The 23,551-nt window shown below is 41.4% G+C and carries 28 protein-coding genes and 2 pseudogenes; 25 read left to right on the top strand and 5 right to left on the bottom strand.

Annotated elements, in window-relative coordinates:
- Nucleotides 1–8: 8 nt before the first annotated feature.
- From K1I97_RS01575 to K1I97_RS01545, 7 genes and pseudogenes are all read left to right on the top strand, one after another.
- Nucleotides 9–572 carry a GNAT family N-acetyltransferase gene (locus tag K1I97_RS01575; RefSeq protein ID WP_223330939.1) on the top strand — a complete coding sequence of 188 codons (564 nt, stop codon included), beginning with the start codon at nt 9–11 and terminating at the stop codon, nt 570–572.
- The gene (locus K1I97_RS01570; RefSeq protein WP_223330940.1) at nt 538–1,041 is read left to right on the top strand and encodes a GNAT family N-acetyltransferase; all 504 of its coding nucleotides are present in this window, start codon (nt 538–540) and stop codon (nt 1,039–1,041) included. The genes K1I97_RS01575 and K1I97_RS01570 overlap by 35 nt, the downstream gene beginning before the upstream one ends.
- Nucleotides 1,042–1,130: 89 nt before the next feature.
- Nucleotides 1,131–1,634 carry a hypothetical protein gene (locus K1I97_RS01565; protein ID WP_223330941.1) on the top strand — a complete coding sequence of 168 codons (504 nt, stop codon included), beginning with the start codon at nt 1,131–1,133 and terminating at the stop codon, nt 1,632–1,634.
- Nucleotides 1,635–2,129: 495 nt separating this feature from the next.
- Complete coding sequence (locus tag K1I97_RS01560; RefSeq protein WP_223330942.1) at nt 2,130–2,705, top strand: hypothetical protein; 576 nt, start codon at nt 2,130–2,132, stop codon at nt 2,703–2,705.
- Nucleotides 2,702–3,226 carry a hypothetical protein gene (locus tag K1I97_RS01555; RefSeq protein WP_223351601.1) on the top strand — a complete coding sequence of 175 codons (525 nt, stop codon included), beginning with the start codon at nt 2,702–2,704 and terminating at the stop codon, nt 3,224–3,226. Before K1I97_RS01560 ends, K1I97_RS01555 begins: the two co-directional genes overlap by 4 nt.
- Nucleotides 3,204–3,648 (top strand): annotated as a pseudogene (locus K1I97_RS01550) (hypothetical protein). Before K1I97_RS01555 ends, K1I97_RS01550 begins: the two are co-directional and overlap by 23 nt.
- 23 nt (nt 3,649–3,671) lie before the next feature.
- Entirely contained in the window at nt 3,672–4,139 is a 468-nt protein-coding gene (locus K1I97_RS01545) for an 8-oxo-dGTP diphosphatase (RefSeq protein ID WP_223330944.1), read from the top strand.
- Here the strand turns inward: K1I97_RS01545 and K1I97_RS01540 are convergent.
- Both K1I97_RS01540 and K1I97_RS01535 read right to left on the bottom strand, forming a co-directional pair.
- Complete coding sequence (locus tag K1I97_RS01540) at nt 4,136–4,651, bottom strand: transcription repressor NadR (RefSeq protein WP_000159158.1); 516 nt, start codon at nt 4,649–4,651, stop codon at nt 4,136–4,138. The two genes, K1I97_RS01545 and K1I97_RS01540, sit on opposite strands and share 4 nt — an antisense overlap.
- 11 nt (nt 4,652–4,662) lie before the next feature.
- Nucleotides 4,663–5,190, bottom strand: a complete 528-nt coding sequence (locus tag K1I97_RS01535; RefSeq protein WP_000354644.1) for an ECF transporter S component — start codon at nt 5,188–5,190, stop codon at nt 4,663–4,665.
- A 135-nt stretch (nt 5,191–5,325) separates the two neighbouring features.
- Between K1I97_RS01535 and K1I97_RS01530 the strand changes: the two genes are divergently transcribed.
- Nucleotides 5,326–5,685, top strand: coding sequence for a hypothetical protein (locus tag K1I97_RS01530; RefSeq protein ID WP_223330945.1), 360 nt, complete (start codon nt 5,326–5,328; stop codon nt 5,683–5,685).
- 529 nt (nt 5,686–6,214) lie between these two features.
- On the opposite strand, the pseudogene K1I97_RS01525 reads toward K1I97_RS01530, so the two are convergent.
- A pseudogene (locus K1I97_RS01525) lies at nt 6,215–6,289 on the bottom strand (AraC family transcriptional regulator); the annotation flags it as partial.
- Between K1I97_RS01525 and K1I97_RS01520 the strand changes: the two are divergent.
- The 17 genes from K1I97_RS01520 (at nt 6,282) to K1I97_RS01440 (ending at nt 20,427) form a co-directional block, all read left to right on the top strand.
- Nucleotides 6,282–7,190 (top strand): LysR family transcriptional regulator, encoded by a 909-nt coding sequence (locus K1I97_RS01520; RefSeq protein ID WP_223330946.1) that lies wholly within the window; start codon nt 6,282–6,284, stop codon nt 7,188–7,190. The pseudogene K1I97_RS01525 and the gene K1I97_RS01520 overlap by 8 nt on opposite strands.
- A complete protein-coding gene (gene lspA, locus K1I97_RS01515; RefSeq protein WP_061453520.1) occupies nt 7,187–7,654 on the top strand; it encodes a signal peptidase II in 468 nt (155 codons plus the stop codon). Before K1I97_RS01520 ends, lspA begins: the two co-directional genes overlap by 4 nt.
- The gene (locus K1I97_RS01510; RefSeq protein WP_223330947.1) at nt 7,638–8,537 is read left to right on the top strand and encodes an RluA family pseudouridine synthase; all 900 of its coding nucleotides are present in this window, start codon (nt 7,638–7,640) and stop codon (nt 8,535–8,537) included. The genes lspA and K1I97_RS01510 overlap by 17 nt, the downstream gene beginning before the upstream one ends.
- A gap of 100 nt (nt 8,538–8,637) precedes the next feature.
- On the top strand, nt 8,638–9,747 hold the full coding sequence (gene proB, locus K1I97_RS01505) for a glutamate 5-kinase (protein WP_223330948.1): 1,110 nt from the start codon (nt 8,638–8,640) through the stop codon (nt 9,745–9,747).
- A gap of 9 nt (nt 9,748–9,756) precedes the next feature.
- The gene (locus K1I97_RS01500) at nt 9,757–11,019 is read left to right on the top strand and encodes a glutamate-5-semialdehyde dehydrogenase (protein WP_223330949.1); all 1,263 of its coding nucleotides are present in this window, start codon (nt 9,757–9,759) and stop codon (nt 11,017–11,019) included.
- A 3-nt stretch (nt 11,020–11,022) separates the two neighbouring features.
- Nucleotides 11,023–11,820 (top strand): pyrroline-5-carboxylate reductase, encoded by a 798-nt coding sequence (gene proC / locus K1I97_RS01495; protein ID WP_223330950.1) that lies wholly within the window; start codon nt 11,023–11,025, stop codon nt 11,818–11,820.
- Between the two features lie 119 nt (nt 11,821–11,939).
- Nucleotides 11,940–12,578, top strand: a complete 639-nt coding sequence (tmk, locus tag K1I97_RS01490) for a dTMP kinase (protein ID WP_084853996.1) — start codon at nt 11,940–11,942, stop codon at nt 12,576–12,578.
- Entirely contained in the window at nt 12,575–13,465 is an 891-nt protein-coding gene (locus K1I97_RS01485) for a DNA polymerase III subunit delta' (protein WP_223330951.1), read from the top strand. Before tmk ends, K1I97_RS01485 begins: the two co-directional genes overlap by 4 nt.
- A gap of 36 nt (nt 13,466–13,501) precedes the next feature.
- Nucleotides 13,502–13,819 (top strand): DNA replication initiation control protein YabA, encoded by a 318-nt coding sequence (yabA, locus tag K1I97_RS01480; RefSeq protein ID WP_000358229.1) that lies wholly within the window; start codon nt 13,502–13,504, stop codon nt 13,817–13,819.
- A gap of 2 nt (nt 13,820–13,821) precedes the next feature.
- Nucleotides 13,822–14,700, top strand: a complete 879-nt coding sequence (gene rsmI, locus K1I97_RS01475; protein WP_223330952.1) for a 16S rRNA (cytidine(1402)-2'-O)-methyltransferase — start codon at nt 13,822–13,824, stop codon at nt 14,698–14,700.
- A gap of 186 nt (nt 14,701–14,886) precedes the next feature.
- Nucleotides 14,887–16,221 (top strand): methylenetetrahydrofolate--tRNA-(uracil(54)-C(5))-methyltransferase (FADH(2)-oxidizing) TrmFO, encoded by a 1,335-nt coding sequence (gene trmFO, locus K1I97_RS01470; protein WP_084972271.1) that lies wholly within the window; start codon nt 14,887–14,889, stop codon nt 16,219–16,221.
- Nucleotides 16,222–16,305: 84 nt separating this feature from the next.
- A complete protein-coding gene (pyrH, locus tag K1I97_RS01465) occupies nt 16,306–17,043 on the top strand; it encodes a UMP kinase (protein ID WP_000002996.1) in 738 nt (245 codons plus the stop codon).
- 7 nt (nt 17,044–17,050) lie between these two features.
- On the top strand, nt 17,051–17,608 hold the full coding sequence (gene frr, locus K1I97_RS01460) for a ribosome recycling factor (RefSeq protein ID WP_084972272.1): 558 nt from the start codon (nt 17,051–17,053) through the stop codon (nt 17,606–17,608).
- A gap of 59 nt (nt 17,609–17,667) precedes the next feature.
- Nucleotides 17,668–18,522 carry an RNA-binding virulence regulatory protein CvfB gene (gene cvfB / locus K1I97_RS01455; RefSeq protein WP_001095456.1) on the top strand — a complete coding sequence of 285 codons (855 nt, stop codon included), beginning with the start codon at nt 17,668–17,670 and terminating at the stop codon, nt 18,520–18,522.
- A gap of 11 nt (nt 18,523–18,533) precedes the next feature.
- Nucleotides 18,534–19,139: a GrpB family protein gene (locus K1I97_RS01450; protein ID WP_223330953.1), complete on the top strand. Its 606-nt coding sequence runs from the start codon at nt 18,534–18,536 to the stop codon at nt 19,137–19,139.
- A complete protein-coding gene (locus K1I97_RS01445; protein WP_001232084.1) occupies nt 19,136–19,351 on the top strand; it encodes a YozE family protein in 216 nt (71 codons plus the stop codon). Before K1I97_RS01450 ends, K1I97_RS01445 begins: the two co-directional genes overlap by 4 nt.
- An 80-nt stretch (nt 19,352–19,431) precedes the next feature.
- Nucleotides 19,432–20,427 (top strand): PhoH family protein, encoded by a 996-nt coding sequence (locus K1I97_RS01440; RefSeq protein ID WP_223330954.1) that lies wholly within the window; start codon nt 19,432–19,434, stop codon nt 20,425–20,427.
- Between the two features lie 242 nt (nt 20,428–20,669).
- On the opposite strand, the gene K1I97_RS01435 is transcribed toward K1I97_RS01440, so the two are convergent.
- Entirely contained in the window at nt 20,670–21,140 is a 471-nt protein-coding gene (locus K1I97_RS01435) for an arginine repressor (RefSeq protein ID WP_223330955.1), read from the bottom strand.
- 16 nt (nt 21,141–21,156) lie between these two features.
- Complete coding sequence (locus K1I97_RS01430) at nt 21,157–23,430, bottom strand: Xaa-Pro dipeptidyl-peptidase (protein ID WP_223330956.1); 2,274 nt, start codon at nt 23,428–23,430, stop codon at nt 21,157–21,159.
- Nucleotides 23,431–23,551 lie beyond the last annotated feature (121 nt).

Below are 23,551 nucleotides of genomic sequence, written 5' to 3'. Positions count from 1 at the left end.
GAAAAAGTATGGTTTATTTAAGAAAGCTAATTGAAGAAGATTTGGTGTCTTTGTGGGAAATTGCTTATTCACAATCTAATCCAATTTGGAAGCAGTATGATGCTCCCTATTATGACGATTATCAGCATTTTCCTAATTTTCAAGAATTTAAACTACAAAAATCAGAATCTACTCTAAACAACTCAAATCGCCTTGGTATTTTTGTTGATGATAAATTAGTTGGGACTGTTTCGCGCTACTGGGTATGTAAACAAACAAGATGGATGGAATTGGGGATTTGTATTTATGATAACAAATTTTGGAACTCTGGCATTGGAAAAGCTGCTATGCTACAATGGATAGATCGGACATTTAAGGATTACTTGGTGTTGGAGCATCTTGGTTTGACAACTTGGTCAGGAAATCTTGGTATGGTAAAACTTGCTGAAAAATTAAGAATGAAAAAAGAAGCTCATATTCCAAAAGTTCGTTATTACCAAGGCAAATATTTTGATAGTATTAAATATGGTATTCTAAGAGAAGAATGGAGTAGAATAAATGAACCTAACTATCAAACAGATGGAAACTCCTGAAGAGATAGAAGGTAAGTCCCTCATTCATTGGCAGACGTGGAGAGAGGCTTATGATGACCTTTTACCTGCAGAATTTCAGGAGACGATGACATTAGAAAGATGTCGATTCTTTAGTCAAAAATATCCAGAAAATACATTGATTGCGATAGATGATATGACGGTAGTTGGTTTTATCAGTTATGGAAACTTTCGTGATGAGACTATTCAAGCTGGCGAAATTATTGCCTTATATGTTTTAAAAGACTATTATGGAAAAGGTATTGCTCAGAAGTTAATGAAGGAAGCTCTGACGGCTCTTGAACAGTTCTCTGAAATATTCTTATGGGTATTAAAAGAGAATCAGCGAGCCATTGCTTTCTATCAAAAAATGGGTTTTTCTTTTGATGACCAAGAAAAAATACTTGAACTTGGAAAACCTATCACTGAAATTAGAATGGTATGTAAGAGTTCATTAAGATCAGAGAGTTAAATGCTGAGGCAATTGCGATTTATTTTCAGATTGCACCATCAACAAATGATTACGTTTTAGAAAATATTTTTGAATAGAAAGAAGTTATTATGAAATTGAAAGAGACGAAGTATAAGAAGTCATCATGGTTAGATTCAGTACGTTTTTGGTTACAAGGGCATCGATTTGTCAAATTTATGCTTGATATTATCTTTTATATCATCTTGTTCCTAGTTATAGAATTTACAACTTCACAGAATAGAAGCATTCCAGCTGATTTTCGGTACCGAGAGCTTTTATTTCCCTTGCAATTGAATCTTTTTATCTTGGGTTATAGGCTTTATGCTCTCTTTTTATCAGTGAAAACAGACAAAGAAAAGACCCTTAAAAAATTCTGTGAACCCTTTATTTACATCAATATTCTTAGCTCCATTTTTCAACTGATTGGAGTGAGAAAGAGAGGAAGAGTCGTCCTGTCGCCTTTGTTTTCACTTGACTCAGCTTATATCTGGTTCCCTATTGCCATCTACCTTCTAGTCTTGATTTTAACTTTGGCAATCTTCTTTCTCTCTAAAGGTTCAAAAAAAGGAGTAGATGAAAATGAAGATGAGTAGACAAATGAAGTACAAGACAAAAGAAAAGTCTTCTTGGACTAAGAGGTTTTCTCTTTGGATGGAAAGGCACCGAAGGATTGGTCAACTCCTGGATACGAGTGTGTTATTTGGATCTTTGTATGTATCATTTCTTGCCGCCTCTTTCATTGGTTATCAACTCCCAAGCTTAAACTATCTTTCTCCCTTAAGCTTCAATCTTTTCTTTCTGATCTTCTCAACCTATTGCCTTGTCTTTCATTCTGGAAGTGATACACTTAAGAAATGGCGTTACTTTTCATGGATATTTATTGGTTTCAATGGTTCTCTTTTTCCTTTTCATCTCTTGGTAGGACTGAATTGGCTAGGACGTCGTAAGTCAACGAATTTCCCTCCCATAATTTCTATGGATCCAGCATATGTCTGGGTCCCTATTGTAAGTTATCTCTTTTTCTTTTTCTTGGGGCTGGGCATTCTGCTTTTGGTTATACGGACAGAAAAGAGAAGAAGGAGACGTAAATGGAACGAAAGATTAAGAAACGAATGAGAAAGAATGACAGTACACAGAAAAAATCAAAAAAACACTATAAGCCAAATAGAAAAATGAGCTGGCTAGATAAAGTAAAATTGTGGTTGTTACAACATTCAAAAATAGCTTTTCTATTAGATAGTAGTATATTTTTTTTATCAGCTTTTGGGGTATTCTATTTGTTGTTTGGAACAACTCTTATTCCAAAACCCTATCAAAACTTCAATTATGTCTTTCCGCTCTTTCTGAATCTTATATTCTTAGTGAACATGCTTTATCAAGGTGTTTTTAGAGATAATTTTGATGGAATGCTGACAGTACAAGATTTTGCAGACCCATTCTTGTACCTAAATGGAGTAGGTTTGTTGTTTCACTCATTTTTCGGAATAATGGGTAGAAATAGAAAGTCTATTCCTCCCTTGCTAACCTTAGATCACCGCTACATCTGGTTTCCAATTCTTACTTATATAACCTTCTTCCTAGTGGCTGCTTTGATTATTTTAATTTCCAAGGATATCGGAAAGAAAAAGGGAAAAGAAGAAAATAGGGAAAATTCACTCAAATGAAAAAGAATAAAAGATATTCAAATACAAAAAAGAATCTGTCAATGAAAGAAAGTTTTCATCTTTGGCTAGATGCTCATAAATTTTTAGGATTCTTCTTGGTCCTCGGTCTTATCCTAGCAATAGGACTAAGTTTGAATCTAATTTTTGAAAGTCTTCCTATTCCTTCGCCATACAGAGATATCAACTATAGTTTTCCACTATATATAAATCTTTTTTGTCTGGTCTATAGATTATTTGACTATTGGTTCCTAGACTTGACTAGGACAAGAATGACGATAAAAAGATATGCAGATTTATTTATCTATCTTAATAGTATCGGTTTAATAGTCCATCTCTTTATTGGGATTGGTGGGAAAAATAGTAAAGGGATTTTACCTTCTCTCTTATCTCTAGATCACCGCTATATTTGGTTTCCTATAGCAACCTATCTAATCTTTTTCATCATTCCAGCGATATTGATGGTTATTTTGAAATATAAGGACAAAAAGAGGAAAAATCATGACAAAAGAAAATCTAACTAAGTTAATTTCGTTTAAGACACTCTATTTGGCTTTGCTGACCTTTGTGGTTTTTCATTTGATCTTGTTGTTTTTTTGGCCTATCTTTTACTCCGATTTTGTGGAATAGTTGGTTTTTCATTCTTTGTTTGACCTTCTTAATCCATCCCTGGAGAATCTTTTATAGAACAAGAGATGCTAAATGGTATCACCTTATTTTTCAAATATTTAGTGGATTGGTGACATTTTGCCTTTGGTTTGCAGCATTCTTTGTTTTATCAGTTATCTCGGATCCAGCCATCCCTATCAATATAGACTATCGCATACAAGATAAGGAAATCATCATTGCTAGAGGTTTTTTGGCCCGTACTACTTATGAACATCATGAATTGATCAATCCCTTTATCATGAAGTCAGAAGTAGAATACAACGAAGATACATTTTAATAACTTAGAAAGCGAGCAAATCTATGTCCCGTGCCCAAGCAACCATTTTAACCAATATCTGTCTAATCGAAGACCTTAAAAATCAGCGGGTAGTCATGCAATATCGCTCTCCTGAAAACAATCGCTGGTCTGGTTATGCCTTTCCTGGAGGCCATGTAGAAAATGGAGAGTCTTTCGCAGAGTCTGTCATTCGTGAGATTTATGAAGAAACAGGTCTAACGATTCAGAATCCACAACTAGTCGGCATTAAAAACTGGCCCTTAGATACAGGTGAGCGCTACATCGTTTTTTGCTATAAGGCGACAGAGTTTACTGGAAATCTGCAATCATCTGAAGAAGGAGAAGTATCTTGGGTGCAAAAAGACCAGATTCCAAACTTGGAACTGGCCTATGATATGTTGCCTTTGATGGAAATGATGGAAGCACCTGACAAGTCTGAGTTCTTCTATCGCCACCGTACAGAGGACGGCTGGGAGAAAGAAATTTTCTAGTCTTTTACTAAATAACCTAACTGATCCAAGGCCTCCTCGATATAGTGGAGGTCTTGTTGTGTCTCGGCTTCAACAAGGTGGTAATGGATGCCGTCTGTCAATTCAGAAAGGGGTCTAAAGTCTGAATTCTCAACTTGTTCCAGAAAGTGCTGGACATCTCGGCGGCAGGTGAGTTTGAGTAGGGTTTCAATTTCGCCATAAACGGGATGATCAATTAAGATATTTTGAACGCGTCCGCCATTATCTACAATGGCTAGTAGTTCCTGACCGATTTCTTCCAGTTCATGTTTCACTTTAAAGAGCTTGTGCACGTAGGGGCTGGCATCATTTTCTTTGTAGATATAGCCACGATTGGTGGATAGGATAGGAGCGCCATCCGCTCGGAGAATAGCGATGTCCTGTACAATGACTTGGCGCGTAACATGGAAGTGCTCAGCCAAGGTTTGACCATTGAGAGCTTTTGGCGCCTCTTTTAAGAGTTTGAGAAGAGCTTGTTTGCGATCCTTTGTCATAGTTTTTCCTTTTAGCGACGTTTTCGAAGCACTTTATAGACAGCTAGTGCTAATGTATAGTCTACCATACTATGGACAATTGTGCCAAAGCCAACTAGGACGAAGAGAACATAAAACATATTTTCAACGTTTGTCCCTGAAGTAGCATAGAAGATGATACAAGCTATTACTTCAGCGATAGCATGAACAACACCCAAAACAAAGTTAAAAATCCAAGATGCCTTTGGTTTATCCAAGGTTTCAGGGAATTTCTTTAAGTACAAAGCCCCCAAAGTACCAAAAACGATGTGAGAGAAGGCGCGGAGTACAATAACAGGCGGATAGCCTGCCATAAGGAAACCGAGGCTAGAAGCAATAATCACAAAAGCAGCCATCAAAGGCGAAAGAAACATGGCGATAAAGATGGGGATATGACTTCCCAAGGTGTAAGAAGCAGGTGGGATAACGATTTTAAAAGGCATAATGATTGGAATCAAAATCGCGATTGCAGTGAGTAGGGCAGTCATGGTCATAAACTGCGTTTTTTTCCGTATATCCATAAGAACCTCCATTTATCTGTATATACACAAGTATAGTACAATAAATCTCCAATCAAGTCAAGAAACATTATTGATTTTTCAGGAAAATTTGGTTAAAATGTGGTAAAGAATAATAGGAACTGAGGAGAAATTGTGATGATACTTTTTGTTTACCTAATCGTGGTAATCGTGATGATGTCAAAACAGAAAAGTGAAGGGAAAGTAGTCTCAGGTTGGACTCGTTTTCTAGTTTATAGTTTATTAGTCCTTTCGCTACTCTCTCTATTAGCAAGTAGCCTGGCTGTTTCGCTTTTTAACCTTCCTTTATTAGGTTTTCTTTTGATGGCAGCAATACTAAAAATTTCCTATTTCGTCAGATTGGTGATTGCATTTGGTTTGATTTTTCTATCACTAACCCTATATTTGGATAGCCAGAAAAGCCAGCAACCTACCCCTCTTTCGTATCATCTCCTGCGCTTTGGCTTTCACATTCTATTGATGTTCCTCATGTTTTAAATACAAACTGCCAGTGATTCCTATACTAAAAGTTAGATATGAAAGATTAGTTTTTTGCCAACTATAGTTGATCAATATCAGTTAACATTTGGGGAGGATCAAGTTGATTCTCTTCTTTTGTTATTTAAAGTGGTAAGTATTCTAGTTTTAAAGTTGCCACCGTTTTGAACTATAAAGGTGCCACATTTGATAAGACTGTCAGTAGTGGTTAGGTTTGCGTTTGAGTAGAGAGAATTCAGTTTATTCACAGTCCAACTTTTATCTTTTAAAATGTTTTGAATAGAGGATGAATCTTCCTTAGCTTGTCCTGTCCTCTTGAGGTTCCAGTTCAATTGTTTCTTGATTTGATAGAAAATACGGTTCATAGCACAGTTAAGGTGTTGGAATGAAATCGTTTAGGAGACTGTCTATAACTTTGAAAGCTATTATCATAATAAACAAGTCCTCAAAGAATATACTCTCGTGCTGAACCTCTGGTTCTGTATTCTTAAATAATAAACCTTAGGTCAAGCTGTAATTGCATTAGGTTCCTTTTCCTTTTTGGAAAAGTTCTGAAATATGGTATAATGAACAGATAGAGAAGTTGGGGGTAAAAGATGAACATTCAACAATTACGCTATGTTGTGGCCATTGCCAATAGTGGTACTTTCCGTGAAGCTGCAGAAAAGATGTATGTCAGTCAGCCGAGTCTATCTATTTCTGTGCGCGATTTGGAAAAAGAGTTAGGCTTTAAGATTTTCCGTCGGACGAGTTCGGGAACGTTTTTGACCCGTCGTGGAATGGAATTTTATGAGAAAGCGCAGGAGTTGGTCAAAGGCTTTGATGTTTTTCAAAATCAGTATGCCAATCCTGAGGAAGAAAAGGATGAATTTTCCATTGCCAGTCAGCACTATGACTTCTTGCCACCAACCATTACGGCCTTTTCAGAACGTTATCCTGATTATAAGAACTTTCGTATTTTTGAGTCTACTACAGTTCAAATCTTAGACGAAGTTGCCCAAGGACACAGTGAGATTGGGATCATCTACCTCAACAACCAAAACCAAAAGGGCATCATGCAACGGGTTGAAAAGTTAGGCTTGGAAGTTATTGAACTAATTGCTTTCCCGACTCACATTTATCTTCGTGAAGGACATCCTTTAGCAAAGAAAGAAGAACTGGTCATGGAGGATTTAGCTGATTTACCAACAGTTCGCTTTACTCAGGAAAAGGACGAGTACCTTTACTATTCAGAGAACTTTGTCGATACCAGCGCGAGCTCGCAGATGTTTAATGTGACCGACCGTGCTACCTTAAACGGTATTTTAGAGCGGACAGATGCCTATGCGACTGGGTCTGGATTCTTAGATAGTGATAGTGTCAATGGCATTACAGTTATTCGTCTCAGGGATAATCTAGACAACCGCATGGTCTATGTCAAACGGGAAGAAGTGGAGCTGAGTCAAGCTGGGACACTCTTCGTTGAGGTTATGCAAGAATATTTTGATCAGAAGAGGAAATCATGAAAAAAAGAGGAATAGTGGCAGTGATTGTACTGCTTTTGATTGGGCTGGATCAGTTGGTCAAGAATTATGTTGTCCAGCAGATTCCACTGGGTGAAGTGCGTTCGTGGATCCCCAATCTCGTTAGCTTGACCTACCTGCAAAATAGAGGGGCAGCCTTCTCCATGTTACAAGACCAGCAGTGGTTTTTTGCTGTCATTACACTCGTTGTTATGGCGGGTGCCATTTGGTATCTACATAAGCACATGGAGGACTCACTTTGGATGGTTTTTGGACTGACCTTGATTATTGCTGGTGGTCTAGGCAACTTTATTGACAGAATGAGTCAAGGTTTTGTGGTGGATATGTTTCACCTAGACTTTATCAACTTTGCGATTTTCAACGTGGCTGATAGCTATTTGACAGTTGGGGTCATTGTTTTATTGATTGCAATGCTTAAAGAGGAAGTAAATGGAAATAAAAATTGAAACGGGTGGGCAACGTTTAGACAAGGCCCTGTCGGACCTGACAGAATTGTCACGCAGTCTCGCTAATGAACAAATCAAGGCTGGACAAGTTTTGGTCAATGGCCAAGTCAAGAAAGCAAAATACACTGTTCAAGAGGGGGATGTCGTCACTTATCATGTGCCAGAACCAGAGGTTTTGGAGTATGTTGCCGAGAACCTTCCTCTGGAAATTATCTACCAAGATGAGGACGTAGCTGTTGTCAACAAGCCTCAGGGGATGGTGGTGCATCCGAGTGCTGGTCATACTAGCGGAACCTTGGTCAATGCCCTCATGTACCATATCAAGGACTTGTCAGGTATCAATGGGGTTCTCCGTCCTGGTATCGTTCACCGTATTGATAAGGATACGTCTGGTCTCCTTATGATTGCTAAGAATGACGAGGCACACTTGGCACTTGCCCAAGAACTCAAGGACAAGAAGTCTCTACGTAAATACTGGGCGATTGTTCATGGCAATCTTCCCAATGATCGTGGTGTGATTGAAGCGCCGATTGGCCGGAGCGAAAAAGATCGTAAGAAACAGGCAGTGACTGCTAAAGGGAAGCCAGCAGTGACTCGTTTTCAAGTCTTGGAACGTTTTGGAGATTATAGCTTAGTGGAGTTGCAACTGGAAACAGGGCGTACCCACCAAATCCGTGTTCATATGGCTTATATTGGCCATCCAGTCGCTGGTGATGAGGTCTATGGTCCTCGAAAAACGCTGAAAGGACATGGGCAATTTCTCCATGCTAAGACTCTAGGTTTTACCCATCCGAGAACAGGTGAAACCTTGGAGTTCACAGCAGATATTCCAGAGATTTTTAATGAAACTCTGGAAAGATTGCGTAAAACTAAGAATAAATAAAAGAGTTGAGATGGCTGTCTCAACCTTTTTTATTTCAAGTCTTTTCTATTTTAAAGCATTCATGTTATAATGGATAAATATGAAGAATCGGAGTGAGAATATGAAGTACAAACGAATCGTCTTTAAGGTAGGGACTTCCTCCTTAACAAATGAAGACGGGAGTTTATCAAGGAGTAAAGTAAAGGCAATTACCCAGCAATTGGCTATGCTGCATGAGGCTGGACATGAGTTGATTTTAGTGTCATCTGGGGCAGTTGCCGCTGGATTTGGAGCTTTGGGATTTAAAAAACGTCCGACCAAGATTGCAGATAAACAAGCTTCGGCTGCAGTTGGTCAGGGACTTTTGTTGGAGGAATATACAACCAACCTCCTCATGCGCCAGATCGTTTCTGCACAAATCTTGCTGACACAGGATGATTTTGTAGATAAACGTCGTTATAAGAACGCCCACCAGGCCTTGTCTGTATTGCTTCATCGTGGTGCCATTCCTATCATCAACGAGAATGACAGTGTCGTTATTGACGAACTCAAGGTGGGTGATAATGACACTCTGAGTGCCCAGGTAGCGGCGATGGTTCAAGCGGATCTTTTGGTTCTCTTGACTGATGTGGACGGTCTCTATACTGGAAATCCCAACTCAGATCCAAGAGCTAAACGTCTTGAGAAAATCGAGACTATCAATCGTGAGATTATTGATATGGCTGGTGGAGCAGGTTCTTCAAACGGAACTGGGGGTATGCTAACAAAAATCAAAGCAGCTACGATCGCAACGGAGTCAGGGGTGCCAGTCTATATCTGCTCTTCCTTGAAATCAGATGCCTTGATTGAGGCAGCTGAAGAAACTAGGGATGGATCCTTCTTTGTTGCGCAAGAGAAGGGACTTCGTACCCAGAAACAATGGCTGGCCTTCTATGCTCAAAGTCAGGGAACGATTTGGGTAGATGGTGGAGCTGCAGAGGCACTTTCAAAAAACGGGAAAAGTCTCCTTTTATCAGGCGTGGTAGAAGTGGAAGGAAACTTCTCTTACCACGATATTGTCACAGTGGCTGATAAAGAAACGGGTCAATCTCTTGGAAAGGGACGTGTCCAATTTGGCGTCTCAGCCCTAGAAGATATGCTCCGTTCTCAAAAAGCTAAGGGAGTCTTGATTCACCGTGATGACTGGATTTCCATCACTCCTGAAATCCAGCTGCTCTTTACAGAATTTTAGAGGTGAACGATGGTAAGTACACAAGAACAATTTGAACAGGTACAAGCTGTTAAAAAATCAATCAATACTGCCAGTGAAGCAGTGAAAAACCAAGCCTTACTAGCCATGGCTGATCACTTATTGGCTGCTACTGAGGAGATTTTAGCGGCCAATGCCCTTGATATGGTAGCAGCCAAGGGGAAAATTTCGGATGTCATGGTGGATCGTCTTTATTTGGATGCGGAACGTATAGAAGCGATGGCAAGAGGGATTCGTGAAGTGGTTGCTTTACCAGATCCTATCGGTGAAGTTTTAGAAACCAATCATCTTGAAAATGGCTTGATTATCACCAAGAAACGTGTGGCTATGGGGGTTATCGGTATTATCTATGAAAGCCGTCCAAATGTGACGTCTGATGCGGCTGCCTTGGCTCTCAAGAGTGGCAATGCAGTCGTTCTTCGTAGTGGTAAGGACGCCTACCAAACCGCTCATGCTATTGTCACAGCTTTGAAGAAGGGTTTGGAGACGACTACCATTCATGCAGATGTGATTCAACTGGTGGAAGATACCAGCCGAGAAAGTAGCTATGCTATGATGAAGGCCAAGGGTTATCTAGACCTTCTTATTCCTCGTGGAGGTGCTGGCTTGATTAATGCCGTGGTTGAAAATGCTATTGTACCTGTTATCGAGACAGGAACTGGAATTGTTCATGTCTATGTGGACAAGGATGCCGATGAAGACAAGGCTCTATCTATCATCAACAATGCTAAAACCAGTCGTCCTTCTGTTTGTAATGCCATGGAGGTTCTCCTCGTTCATGATGACAAGGCAGCAAGCTTCCTTCCTCGCTTGGAGCAAGTTCTGGTTGCAGATCGAAAAGAAGCTGAACTGGAACCAATTCAATTCCGTCTGGATAGCAAAGCAAGTCAGTTTCTTTCAGGTCGAGTAGCTGAGGCTCAAGACTTTGACACCGAGTTTTTAGACTATATCCTAGCGGTTAAGGTCGTGAGCAGTTTAGAAGAAGCGGTTGCGCATATTGAAGCCCATAGTACTCATCATTCGGATGCGATTGTGACGGAAAATGCCGAAACTGCAGCCTACTTTACAGATCAAGTGGACTCTGCAGCAGTTTATGTCAATGCCTCAACGCGTTTCACTGATGGTGGGCAATTTGGTCTTGGATGTGAAATGGGGATTTCTACTCAGAAACTGCATGCGCGTGGTCCAATGGGCTTGAAGGAATTAACTAGCTACAAGTATGTGGTTACTGGTGACGGACAGATAAGGGAGTAAGAGATGAAGATTGGATTTATCGGTTTGGGGAATATGGGTGCTAGTTTGGCTAAGGCTGTTTTGCAGGCCAAGATGGGAGCTCAGATTCTCCTTGCCAATCGCAGTCAAGCGAAAGTAGATGCTTTCATCGCCAACTTCGGCGGTCAGGCTTCCAGCAATGAAGAAATTTTTACAGAAGCAGACGTGATTTTTCTAGGAGTAAAGCCAGCCCAGTTTTCTGAACTGCTTGCTCAATATCAGACCATCCTTGAAAAACGAGAAAGTCTTCTTTTGATTTCCATGGCAGCTGGATTGACCTTGGAAAAACTAGCGAGTCTTCTGCCAAGTCACCACCGAATCATTCGCATCATGCCCAATACTCCAGTAGCTATCGGGCAAGGAGTGATTAGTTATGCCATGTCAGCAAACTGCTGTGCTGAGGACAGGGAACTCTTTTGTCAATTATTGGCCAAGGCTGGCCTATTGGTTGAGCTGGGAGATGGCTTAATCGATGCGGCGACAGGTCTCGCAGGTTGTGGACCAGCTTTTGTCTATCTCTTTATCGAGGCTTTGGCAGATGCGGGTGTTCAATCAGGATTGCCAAGAGAAATGGCTTTGAAAATGGCAGCCCAAACAGTGGTTGGCGCTGGACAAATGGTCCTCGAAAGTCAGCAACATCCTGGAGTCTTGAAAGACCAAGTTTGCAGCCCAGGAGGTTCGACTATCGCCGGTGTAGCAAGTCTGGAAGAACATGCCTTTAGAGGCACAGTCATGGATGCAGTTTATCATGCCTATAAACGAACACAAGAACTAGGTAAATAAGAGGTTGGATGACTCCCGGCCTCTTTTGTGGTTGATTGAATGGAGAAGACACAAAAAGATTGTCACAAAAACCTATTTTTTGATAGAATAGAAGGTAGAAAAAAAGAAATGAGTTAGATATGTCAAAAGGATTTTTAGTCTCTCTTGAGGGACCGGAGGGAGCAGGCAAGACCAGTGTTTTAGAGGCTCTACTCCCAATTTTAGAGGAAAAAGGAGTAGAAGTGTTGACGACCCGTGAGCCAGGTGGAGTCTTGATTGGGGAAAAGATTCGTCAAGTGATTTTGGATCCAAGTCATACTCAGATGGATCCTAAAACAGAGCTTCTTCTCTATATCGCCAGTCGCAGACAGCACTTGGTGGAAAAAGTTCTTCCAGCCCTTGAAGCTGGCAAGTTGGTCATTATGGACCGCTTCATCGATAGTTCTGTTGCTTATCAAGGATTTGGTCGTGGCTTGGATATTGACGCCATTGATTGGCTCAATCAGTTTGCGACAGATGGCCTTAAACCCGATTTGACACTCTATTTTGACATTGAAGTGGAAGAGGGGCTGGCTCGCATTGCTGCCAATAGTGACCGCGAGGTCAATCGTTTGGACTTGGAAGGTTTGGACTTGCACAAAAAAGTTCGTCAAGGTTACCTTTCTCTTCTGGACAAAGAAGGAAATCGCATTGTCAAGATTGATGCCAGTCTTCCTTTGGAGCAAGTTGTGGAAGCTACCAAGGCTGTCTTGTTTGAGAGAATGGGCTTGGCCAAATGAAACAAGATCAACTAAAGGCTTGGCAACCAGACCAGTTTGACTGCTTTGTCCGTATTCTAGAACAAAACCAGCTCAATCACGCCTATCTTTTTTCAGGTTTCTTTGGAAGCTTGGAAATGGCGCAGTTTTTGGCTAAGAGCCTCTTTTGTACGGATAAAGTAGGCGTTCTACCATGTGAGAAATGCCGAAACTGCAAGCTGATTGAGCAGGAAGAATTTCCCGATGTTACTTTAATCAAGCCAGTCAATCAGGTCATCAAGACAGAACGCATTCGGGAATTGGTGGGTCAGTTTTCCCAAGCAGGGATTGAAAGTCAGCAACAGGTCTTTATTATCGAGCAGGCGGAGAAAATGCATCCCAACGCAGCCAATTCTCTGCTCAAGGTCATCGAAGAACCCCAGAGTGAGGTTTATATTTTCTTCTTGACTAGCGATGAGGAAAAGATTTTACCAACTATCCGAAGTCGGACCCAAATTTTCCACTTTAAAAAGCAAGAAGAAAAACTCATCTTGCTCTTAGAACAAATGGGACTGGTTAAGAAAAAAGCAACTCTCTTAGCTCAGTTTGCTCAATCGCGAGCTGAAGCAGAAAAGTTGGCAAATCAGGCAAGTTTTTGGATCTTAGTCGATGAAAGTGAACGCTTGCTAACCTGGTTATTAGCTAAGAAAAAAGAAAGTTATCTGCAAGTTGCTAAATTAGCCAGCTTGGCAGATGACAAGGAAAAACAAGATCAGGTCTTGCGAATCCTCGAAGTGCTCTGTGGACAGGACCTCTTGCAAGCAAGGATTCGACAGATTTTACAAGATTTGCTAGAAGCTAGAAAAATGTGGCAGGCTAATGTCAGTTTTCAAAATGCCATGGAATATCTGGTCTTGAAAGAAATATAAACTCAATGAAGGATAAAGAAAGGAAAGGGCTGGTTTATGGACAAGAAAGAATTATTTGATGCGCTGGATGATTTTTCCCAACAGTTATTGGTGACCTTGGCTGATGTGGAAGCCATCAAGAAAAATCTCAAGAGCCTGGTAGAGGAAAATACAGCTCTTCGCTTGGAAAATAGTAAGTTGCGCGAACGCTTAGGCGAGGTAGAAGCAGATACACCCGTTAAGGCCAAGCATGTTCGTGAAAGCGTCCGTCGAATCTATAAAGACGGGTTTCACGTATGTAATGATTTTTATGGACAACGCCGAGAGCAGGACGAGGAATGTATGTTCTGTGACGAGTTGTTATACAGGGAGTAGGCATGCAGATTCAAAAAAGTTTTAAGGGGCAGTCTCCCTATGGCAAGCTTTATCTAGTGGCAACGCCGATTGGCAATCTAGATGATATGACCTTTCGTGCCATCCAGACCTTGAAAGAGGTGGACTGTATTGCTGCTGAGGACACGCGCAATACGGGTCTCTTGCTCAAGCATTTTGACATTCCGACCAAGCAGATCAGTTTTCATGAGCACAATGCCAAGGAAAAAATTCCTGATTTGATTGGTTTCCTGAAGGCGGGACAAAGTATTGCTCAGGTATCCGATGCGGGTCTGCCTAGTATCTCAGATCCAGGGCATGATTTGGTTAAGGTAGCTATTGAGGAAGAGATTGCAGTTGTCACAGTTCCGGGTGCTAGTGCAGGAATTTCTGCTTTGATTGCCAGTGGCCTAGCACCACAACCACATATCTTTTACGGTTTCTTACCGAGAAAATCAGGCCAGCAAAAGCAATTTTTCGACTTGAAAAAAGATTATCCAGAAACTCAGATTTTCTATGAATCACCCCATCGTGTAGCGGATACGCTAGAAAATATGCTAGCAGTATACGGCGATCGCTCGGTGGTCTTGGTCAGAGAATTGACCAAAATCTATGAAGAATACCAACGAGGAAAGATTTCAGAGCTACTAGAAAGTATTGCTGAAACGCCACTCAAGGGCGAATGCCTTCTCATCGTTGAAGGCGCCAGTCAGGATGTGGAGGAAAAGGACGACGAGGACTTGTTCTTAGAAATCCAAGCTCGTATCCAGCAAGGTATGAAGAAAAATCAAGCCATCAAGGAAGTTGCGAAACTCTACCAGTGGAATAAAAGCCAACTCTACGCTGCCTACCACGACTGGGAAGAGAAACAATTCAACGACTAAACAGGGAAGTTTGCCTTCTTCCCTTTTTTTGTTATACTAGTAAAAGAAAAATTAGAAAGATTTGTGGGAGTGAAAAAGTCCAGTGGACTTTTTCAGCCTGAGCCAAGAAACTCGAAAGCGAAGTAAGTTCGGTTGGCTTTTTCAATGTGAAGCTTGTCCTCACACTCCCAAAGAGGTATTAGTGTCGTGTCTCAATCTTATATCAATGTTATCGGTGCTGGTTTGGCAGGGTCTGAAGCTGCTTACCAAATCGCAGAACGTGGTATTCCAGTTAAACTCTATGAAATGCGTGGTGTCAAATCAACTCCTCAGCACAAAACAGACAATTTTGCTGAGTTGGTTTGTTCCAATTCCTTACGTGGGGATGCTTTGACAAATGCCGTTGGACTCCTCAAGGAAGAAATGCGCCGCTTGGGTTCTGTTATCTTAGAATCTGCTGAAGCTACACGTGTTCCTGCAGGCGGAGCCCTTGCGGTGGACCGCGACGGTTTCTCCCAAATGGTGACCGAAAAAGTAGCCAATCATCCCTTGATTGAAGTGGTTCGTGATGAAATTACAGAATTGCCAACGGATGTTATTACAGTTGTAGCGACTGGTCCTTTAACCAGTGATGCCCTAGCTGAGAAGATTCATGCCCTTAATGATGGGGATGGATTCTATTTCTATGACGCGGCGGCACCTATTATCGATGTCAACACCATCGATATGAGTAAGGTCTATCTCAAGTCTCGTTATGACAAGGGAGAGGCAGCCTACCTCAATGCTCCCATGACCAAACAAGAGTTTATGGATTTTCATGAAGCTTTGGTCAATGCGGAAGAAGCACCGCTCAATTCGTTTGAAAAAGAAAAGTATTTTGAAGGTTGTATGCCTATCGAAGTCATGGCCAAACGTGGCATTAAAACCATGCTTTATGGACCTATGAAACCAGTTGGGCTGGAGTACCCAGACGACTATACGGGGCCTCGTGATGGCGACTTTAAAACACCGTATGCAGTTGTCCAGCTTCGTCAGGACAATGCAGCTGGTAGCCTCTACAATATCGTCGGTTTCCAGACCCACCTCAAATGGGGAGAACAAAAGCGTGTCTTCCAAATGATTCCAGGTCTTGAAAATGCTGAGTTTGTCCGTTATGGGGTCATGCACCGCAATTCGTACATGGATTCACCAAATCTTCTCGAACAGACCTACCGTTCTAAGAAACAGCCTAATCTCTTCTTTGCTGGTCAGATGACGGGTGTGGAAGGCTATGTTGAGTCAGCAGCTTCAGGCTTAGTTGCGGGTATTAACGCGGCTCGTCTTTTCAAGGGGGAAAGCGCAGCTATTTTCCCAGAGACCACAGCGATTGGAAGTCTGGCTCATTACATCACTCATGCAGATAGTAAACATTTCCAACCAATGAACGTCAATTTTGGGATTATCAAGGAGTTGGAAGGCGAGCGTATCCGTGATAAGAAGGCTCGTTATGAAAAAATTGCAGAGCGTGCCCTTAAGGACTTAGAGGAGTTTTTAACGGTCTAATTTTTTTTGAAAGAATTGCTCATGACACTATAAAAATCTAAGAAATTGTGATAAAATAGGTAGGATGAAAAAAGGAGAGTAAAAATGGCGAACCCCAAGTATAAACGTATTTTAATCAAGTTATCAGGTGAGGCTCTTGCAGGTGAACGTGGCGTAGGGATTGATATCCAAACAGTTCAAACAATCGCAAAAGAGATTCAAGAAGTTCATAGCTTAGGTATCGAAATTGCCCTTGTTATTGGTGGAGGAAATCTCTGGCGCGGAGAACCTGCTGCAGAAGCAGGAATGGACCGCGTTCAGGCCGATTACACTGGAATGCTTGGGACCGTGATGAATGCTCTTGTGATGGCAGATTCATTGCAACAAGTTGGTGTTGATACGCGTGTGCAAACAGCCATTGCTATGCAACAAGTGGCAGAACCTTACGTACGTGGACGTGCTCTTCGCCACCTTGAAAAAGGGCGTATCGTTATCTTTGGTGCTGGGATTGGTTCACCTTACTTCTCAACAGATACAACAGCAGCCCTTCGTGCAGCTGAAATCGAAGCGGATGCCATCCTTATGGCTAAAAATGGGGTCGATGGTGTTTACAATGCCGATCCTAAGAAAGACAAGACTGCCGTTAAGTTTGAAGAATTGACCCACCGTGACGTTATCAATAAAGGTCTTCGTATCATGGACTCAACTGCTTCAACCCTCTCTATGGACAACGACATTGACTTAGTTGTCTTTAACATGAACCAACCAGGCAACATCAAACGTGTCGTATTTGGTGAAAATATCGGAACAACAGTTTCAAACAATATCGAAGAAAAGGAATAAGAAAATTATGGCTAATGCAATTGTAGAAAAAGCTAAAGAGAGAATGACCCAGTCTCACCAATCACTTGCTCGTGAATTTGGTGGAATCCGTGCCGGTCGTGCCAACGCAAGCTTGCTAGACCGTATCTACGTAGAATACTATGGAGTCGAAACTCCTCTTAACCAAATCGCTTCAATTACCATTCCAGAAGCGCGTGTCTTGTTGGTAACACCATTTGACAAGTCTTCATTGAAAGACATCGAACGTGCCTTGAATGCTTCTGATCTTGGTATTACACCAGCTAATGACGGCTCTGTGATCCGCTTGGTTATCCCAGCTCTTACAGAAGAGACTCGTCGTGACCTTGCCAAAGAAGTGAAGAAGGTCGGTGAAAATGCTAAAGTGGCTGTCCGCAACATCCGTCGCGACGCTATGGACGAAGCTAAAAAGCAAGAAAAAGCAAAAGAAATCACTGAAGACGAATTGAAGACTCTTGAAAAAGATATTCAAAAAGTAACAGACGACGCTGTGAAACACATCGACGACATGACTGCCAACAAAGAAAAAGAAATCTTGGAAGTCTAAAAATAAACAGAAAAACTCAGTTGGCATTGCTGGCTGAGTTTTATTCGAAAGAAGGAAATATGAATACAAATCTTGCAAGTTTTATCGTTGGACTCATCATCGATGAAAATGACCGTTTTTACTTTGTGCAAAAGGATGGTCAGACTTATGCTCTTGCTAAGGAAGAAGGTCAACATACAGTAGGTGATACGGTCAAAGGTTTTGCCTACACGGATATGAAGCAAAAACTCCGCTTGACCACTCTAGAAGTGACTGCCACTCAGGACCAATTTGGTTGGGGAACCGTAACAGAAGTTCGTAAGGACTTGGGTGTTTTTGTCGATACCGGTTTACCTGATAAGGAAATCGTTGTGTCACTCGATATCCTCCCTGAGCTCAAGGAACTCTGGCCTAAGAAGGGTGATAAACTTTACATCCGTCTTGAAGTGGACAAAAAAGACCGCATCTGGGGCCTCTTGGCTTATCAGGAAGACTTCCAACGTCTGGCTCGTCCTGCTTACAACAACATGCAGAACCAAAACTGGCCAGCCATTGTTTACCGTCTCAAGCTGTCAGGGACCTTTGTCTATCTGCCAGAGAATAACATGCTTGGTTTCATTCACCCAAGTGAGCGCTACGCAGAGCCACGTTTGGGACAAGTGCTAGATGCGCGTGTCATTGGTTTCCGTGAAGTGGACCGCACCTTGAACCTTTCTCTCAAACCACGTTCCTTTGAAATGTTGGAAAATGATGCTCAGATGATTTTGACCTACTTGGAAAGCAATGGCGGTTTCATGACCTTAAATGATAAGTCATCTCCTGACGATATCAAGGCAACCTTTGGTATCTCTAAAGGTCAGTTCAAGAAAGCGCTCGGTGGCTTGATGAAGGCTGGTAAAATCAAACAAGACCAGTTTGGGACAGAGTTGATTTAGGCCTCATAGACATGAAAAAGAAACTTGAAGAAATGAGTTTAGAGGAACTCTGGCAACTTTTTCCTATTTTTCTAGTAGAGCACAAGTCAGAGTGGAAAGACTGGTATGAATCGGAAAAAACAAGTCTGAAAAAAATATTGGGTGCAAATGTTATTAAAAGAATAGAACATATCGGTAGCACTGCTATCCCTAATATTTGGGCCAAAAATATCGTTGATATTTTATTAGAAGTAGACAGAATAGAGGATTTAGCAAGAGTTAGGGATTTATTGGTGAAGAATGGTTGGCTAGTGATGTCGGAAAGTCCTAACAGGATTTCGCTAAATAAAGGCTATACAGAGCAGGGCTTTGCCGAGAAGGTTTTTCATCTACATTTGCGATTGATGGGAGATCATGACGAGATTTATTTTAGAGATTATCTCTGCCAGCATCCAGATATCGCCCAAGCGTATCAGGAATTAAAACTAAGTTTGTGGAAAAAATTTGAACACAATCGAGACGCCTATACAGATGCTAAAACAGATTTTATAAACCACTACGTTTCAGAGGCTAAGTCCAGTAATTTTCAAGAATCAGAAAAGTGTCATCAAAAAACTCTTGATAGGAGAAAGAATTGAGAAAATCATTTTACACTTGGCTCATGACCGAGCGCAATCCTAAAAGTAATAGCCCAAAAGCAATTTTGGCAGATCTCGCTTTTGAGGAGTCAGCCTTTCCAAAACATACGGATGATTTTGATGAGGTGAGTCGCTTTTTGGAGGAGCATGCCAGCTTCTCTTTTAACCTAGGAGATTTTGACGCCATCTGGCAAGAATACTTAGAACACTAGAGACAATGAGATGAGGCTAGTATTTTATTGTTCTCTTTGCTATAATAAAAAGAAATAAACGGATTAGAGAGGTTCTTTATTTGAAGGAACATTCAATAGACATTCAACTAAGTCATCCAGATGACTTGTTTCATCTTTTTGGATCCAACGAGCGCCATCTTCGTTTGATGGAAGAAGAACTCGATGTGGTGATTCATGCTCGTACAGAGATTGTCCAGGTTTTGGGAGAAGAGGCTGCCTGTGAGGAAGCCCGTCAGGTTATTCAGGCATTGATGGTCTTGGTTAATCGTGGGATGACGGTTGGCACACCAGATGTAGTGACTGCGATTAGCATGGCCAAAAACGATGAAATCGACAAGTTTGTCGCCCTTTACGAAGAAGAAATTATCAAAGACAATACTGGGAAACCGATCCGTGTCAAAACCTTGGGTCAAAAGCTTTATGTAGACAGTGTCAAACAGCATGATGTGACCTTTGGAATTGGGCCAGCAGGGACAGGGAAGACCTTCCTTGCAGTGACCTTGGCAGTAACTGCCCTTAAACGCGGGCAAGTAAAGCGGATTATCCTCACTCGACCAGCAGTGGAAGCGGGAGAGAGTCTAGGATTTCTTCCGGGAGATCTCAAGGAGAAGGTCGATCCCTATCTTCGACCAGTTTATGATGCCCTGTATCAGATTCTGGGGAAAGACCAAACGACTCGTCTCATGGAACGTGAGATTATCGAAATTGCGCCCCTTGCCTACATGCGTGGGAGGACCTTGGACGATGCCTTTGTCATTCTAGATGAGGCACAAAATACGACCATCATGCAGATGAAGATGTTCTTGACTCGTTTAGGCTTTAATTCTAAAATGATTGTCAATGGAGATATCAGTCAGATTGACCTACCACGTAATGTCAAGTCCGGTTTGATTGATGCCCAAGAAAAACTTAAGAACATTCACCAAATTGACTTTGTTCATTTTTCAGCTAAGGATGTGGTTCGCCATCCAGTTGTCGCTCAGATTATCCGAGCTTATGAACCAGCTCCAGTCAAGGTTGAAGAAAAGGGACAAGAAGTAGAAGAACTTGTATAGAGACTGGAAATAGAATATTGAAAGAGAATACATTTTAATCACTCTTTTCATCGTTAAGGTGATGAAAGTTAATTTCTTAAGGTTGAAGTAATTTCCAACATGAAATCAAGTTTATTATAGATTATATGGGATTTTTTCTATAGTAAAAGAGAGTTTATAATCCTTACACTGATTTTGCATATTGTAGAAATTATATCGTTATAAAACAGAACCCCGTGATTGTATTTATCACGGGGGATTTTTTAGTCATTGAAGAAAAATGGTGGCGCAAATTTTTTTAGAATTTCAAAGCAAGTCTGTGCTTCTTCAGCATTTTCACAGATAAGAAGGCAGACGTCATCACCACATACGGTGGCAATGATTTGTTTGAAATCAAGCGCATCGAGAACAGCTCCAAACGATTGGGCAAGGCCTGGCAAGGTTTTGAGGACAACCTGATGCTGGACAGGACGTAGCATGACCAAGCTATCTTCCATATAGTTTTCCAAGCGTTTTTCCCACTTGGAGATGGAACCAGTATTTAAAACATAGTAAGAATGATCTGCTTCGCGAACCTTTGATAGATTCATGGTTTTGATATCGCGTGAGAGAGTGGCCTGTGTGACTTGAATATCATTTTCAGCTAGTAAAGTTTGCAACTCTGCTTGTGTATGAATCTTATTTTTAGCTACAAGTGAACGGATGAGTTGGTGTCTATGTTCAGATTTATTCATATGAGGCTGACTCCTTTTATGAGGGGATAGTGATAGAAGACTGTGCTAAATCAATAGTTAAGTGGTAGTCTGTATTATCTCGAATTGTAATCTCAAAGTCTGTTGTGTAGAGAACAAGGCGAAGTGTGTCACCTTTTTTCAGCTTGTAGATAGTTGGTTGCAGTTCTAGCTTGAAGTCCATCCATTCATTTGGTTGGATATTTTCAATCCTTAAGAGATCGTTTCGATTTTGCAAATTAAGGTAGCCTTTGGAGATGACACGTTGAACACTTGGAGTAAATGGCAGTTCGCAGAGATTTTCAAGCATATGGTAGCGACCATTATCAATTGTTCGGACAGATTGAACCGCTGGATAAGGTTGTAGATATTTCTTTTGTCCAAGTTCCAGCAGTTGAGCAGATAATAAGCCCTTGTTTGTACTTGATTTGACACGAAGTTTCAGCTCCACTCGACCATTTAAGTGGATGTCATTGGTCACTGGAAGGTCAATGGTGATTTGATTGGCTTTTCCTTGGTAAAGCTCAGTGTTGAAGGTCTGGTAAGTCTTGCCATAACGGTCAAAATCTTTTTGATCATACTGATTTTGAATCACTTTTTCCTCATTACCAAGAGAGAAGGTATGCAGTTCATCTTGCTTGCCAAAGTCATCAAGACCCTGCCAACTTTGAGGTACAGTATTGTCTTGCCAGATGACAGTAGGAAGTTGATAGCTTGAGTCAAGTCCTAACAATTTCTTGCTTAAGAGAGCATTCATGGACTCGCGGAAATCGATCGACTGCCAGTTGTTCATATAAACGTGGGCGCCATGATGGAAAAAGAGGTGCTTATTGATATGGCTAGGAAGGGCATGAAACATCTGGTAAACATGAAGAGGTTTGACGTTCCAATCCTGGGAACCATGCGTAAAGACGACCTCAGCTTGAACCTTGTGAGCATTGAGCAGATAGTTGCGGTCATGCCAAAACTGATTGTAGTCACCAGTCTTGCGATCGAGTTTCTCTTTTACCTTTTCTAAGTCCGCTTGATGAGCTTCATTACAACGGATATAGTCACCAGCTAAGAGATTGCGGGAGTAGGTCAATTCAGCAAGTGAGTCAAAATCCTCACCTGGATAACCACTAGGGCTAGTGACCAGACCATTTTCACGATAGTAGTTACACCAAGAGGAAATACCTGCTTCAGCGATAATCACTTCTAAGCCATCAACACCAGTGGTCGCAAGACCATTGGACATGGTGCCTAGATAAGAAATTCCTGTTGTTGCGACTTTTCCGTTTGACCAATCAGCCTTGATTTGACGTTTGCGCGTGTGATCCGTGAAAGCACGGCAACGGCCATTAAGCCAGTCAATCACGTTTTTATATGCTTCAATCTGCTGGTAGTCCCCATTGGTCATGAGACCTTGGGAATCCTTGGTTCCAACACCCGATACATAGAGATTGGCAAATCCACGTGGGAGGAAGTAATCGTTGAGAGTGTAAGAACTATTGATGTGAGTTAGCTTTTCTTCAGTTTCAGAGACGGTTTCTGCTTGACCATGAGGCTCGACAAAATTCAGCTTAGGTTCCTCGAGCTCAATGGTGTGGGGTGGCTTGACCTCAAGCTCTCCTTCCATTTTGTAGAGAGCCTTGTCGCTGGCTTTGTCGTTGGTGCCTTGGTGATAAGGACTTGCAGTCATAACCGCAGGAATCTGTCCATCATAGCGAGGGCGAATAATGCTGACCTTGACTAAATCAGGGAGTCCGTCTTTATCAGTATCCACACGGCTCTCGACATACACGACTTCACGAATGACATCATGAGTAGAGAAGGTTGCTAAGCTCTTGCCGTTAAAGTAGTGGTAGTGATTATCTTCCGCAATAAGCCCATCACTAACAAGCTGGTCAATGAGTGTATTTCCTTTTTTAGTTCGCGTATTGAGCAATTGATAAAGATTTTCGATGAGATCTCCATAAACAATAGGAAATCCAGTTTCTTTACGGAATTGTTCGGCGTCTTCAAAGTCAACCAGATAACTAAATCCCAGAAGTTGAAAAACTACTGTGTAGAAAATCTCCGTAGTTAACTCACGGTCTGACTGGAAAAAAGTTACTAAATCTGTTTCTCTATCTGCTGCCAGAGTGGATAGAGCATAATCGGTGTTCGCATAAGTGAAAAAACTCCAGCGGACAAATTGTTCAAGTTGTTTTTTTGATGCTTGTTCTGGTGCCAGCTTCAAACCAAGCTGAGATAACTCGCGTAAAACTTGCGAATGAAAAACAGGAAGGTAGCTGAATTGATTAAAACGCATGGGGCTCTCCTTTGAAAATATTCTAAATTTAGTATATCAAAAATAAGATAAAAAAGATATTGTTGACCTGTGATGAAATCACTTTAAAAGGAATGGCCTCTAGCTTTTCATTCTAGTTTTT

The sequence above is a fragment of the Streptococcus oralis genome (genome assembly GCF_019929345.1).
GTDB lineage: Bacteria > Bacillota > Bacilli > Lactobacillales > Streptococcaceae > Streptococcus.
The sequence above is the reverse complement of the archived record's forward strand: the minus strand, read 5'-3'. Positions and strand labels throughout refer to the sequence as shown.

Excerpts from the sequence above, each read along its gene's own strand:
- K1I97_RS01575 (WP_223330939.1), top strand. The coding sequence starts at position 9 with ATGGTTTATTTAAGAAAGCTAATTGAAGAAGATTTGGTGTCTTTGTGG.
- K1I97_RS01570 (WP_223330940.1), top strand. The coding sequence starts at position 538 with ATGAACCTAACTATCAAACAGATGGAAACTCCTGAAGAGATAGAAGGT.
- K1I97_RS01565 (WP_223330941.1), top strand. The coding sequence starts at position 1,131 with ATGAAATTGAAAGAGACGAAGTATAAGAAGTCATCATGGTTAGATTCA.
- K1I97_RS01560 (WP_223330942.1), top strand. The coding sequence starts at position 2,130 with ATGGAACGAAAGATTAAGAAACGAATGAGAAAGAATGACAGTACACAG.
- K1I97_RS01555 (WP_223351601.1), top strand. The coding sequence starts at position 2,702 with ATGAAAAAGAATAAAAGATATTCAAATACAAAAAAGAATCTGTCAATG.
- K1I97_RS01545 (WP_223330944.1), top strand. The coding sequence starts at position 3,672 with ATGTCCCGTGCCCAAGCAACCATTTTAACCAATATCTGTCTAATCGAA.
- K1I97_RS01540 (WP_000159158.1), bottom strand. The coding sequence starts at position 4,651 with ATGACAAAGGATCGCAAACAAGCTCTTCTCAAACTCTTAAAAGAGGCG.
- K1I97_RS01535 (WP_000354644.1), bottom strand. The coding sequence starts at position 5,190 with ATGGATATACGGAAAAAAACGCAGTTTATGACCATGACTGCCCTACTC.
- K1I97_RS01530 (WP_223330945.1), top strand. The coding sequence starts at position 5,326 with ATGATACTTTTTGTTTACCTAATCGTGGTAATCGTGATGATGTCAAAA.
- K1I97_RS01520 (WP_223330946.1), top strand. The coding sequence starts at position 6,282 with ATGAACATTCAACAATTACGCTATGTTGTGGCCATTGCCAATAGTGGT.
- lspA (WP_061453520.1), top strand. The coding sequence starts at position 7,187 with ATGAAAAAAAGAGGAATAGTGGCAGTGATTGTACTGCTTTTGATTGGG.
- K1I97_RS01510 (WP_223330947.1), top strand. The coding sequence starts at position 7,638 with ATGGAAATAAAAATTGAAACGGGTGGGCAACGTTTAGACAAGGCCCTG.
- proB (WP_223330948.1), top strand. The coding sequence starts at position 8,638 with ATGAAGTACAAACGAATCGTCTTTAAGGTAGGGACTTCCTCCTTAACA.
- K1I97_RS01500 (WP_223330949.1), top strand. The coding sequence starts at position 9,757 with ATGGTAAGTACACAAGAACAATTTGAACAGGTACAAGCTGTTAAAAAA.
- proC (WP_223330950.1), top strand. The coding sequence starts at position 11,023 with ATGAAGATTGGATTTATCGGTTTGGGGAATATGGGTGCTAGTTTGGCT.
- tmk (WP_084853996.1), top strand. The coding sequence starts at position 11,940 with ATGTCAAAAGGATTTTTAGTCTCTCTTGAGGGACCGGAGGGAGCAGGC.
- K1I97_RS01485 (WP_223330951.1), top strand. The coding sequence starts at position 12,575 with ATGAAACAAGATCAACTAAAGGCTTGGCAACCAGACCAGTTTGACTGC.
- yabA (WP_000358229.1), top strand. The coding sequence starts at position 13,502 with ATGGACAAGAAAGAATTATTTGATGCGCTGGATGATTTTTCCCAACAG.
- rsmI (WP_223330952.1), top strand. The coding sequence starts at position 13,822 with ATGCAGATTCAAAAAAGTTTTAAGGGGCAGTCTCCCTATGGCAAGCTT.
- pyrH (WP_000002996.1), top strand. The coding sequence starts at position 16,306 with ATGGCGAACCCCAAGTATAAACGTATTTTAATCAAGTTATCAGGTGAG.
- frr (WP_084972272.1), top strand. The coding sequence starts at position 17,051 with ATGGCTAATGCAATTGTAGAAAAAGCTAAAGAGAGAATGACCCAGTCT.
- cvfB (WP_001095456.1), top strand. The coding sequence starts at position 17,668 with ATGAATACAAATCTTGCAAGTTTTATCGTTGGACTCATCATCGATGAA.
- K1I97_RS01450 (WP_223330953.1), top strand. The coding sequence starts at position 18,534 with ATGAAAAAGAAACTTGAAGAAATGAGTTTAGAGGAACTCTGGCAACTT.
- K1I97_RS01435 (WP_223330955.1), bottom strand. The coding sequence starts at position 21,140 with ATGAATAAATCTGAACATAGACACCAACTCATCCGTTCACTTGTAGCT.
- K1I97_RS01430 (WP_223330956.1), bottom strand. The coding sequence starts at position 23,430 with ATGCGTTTTAATCAATTCAGCTACCTTCCTGTTTTTCATTCGCAAGTT.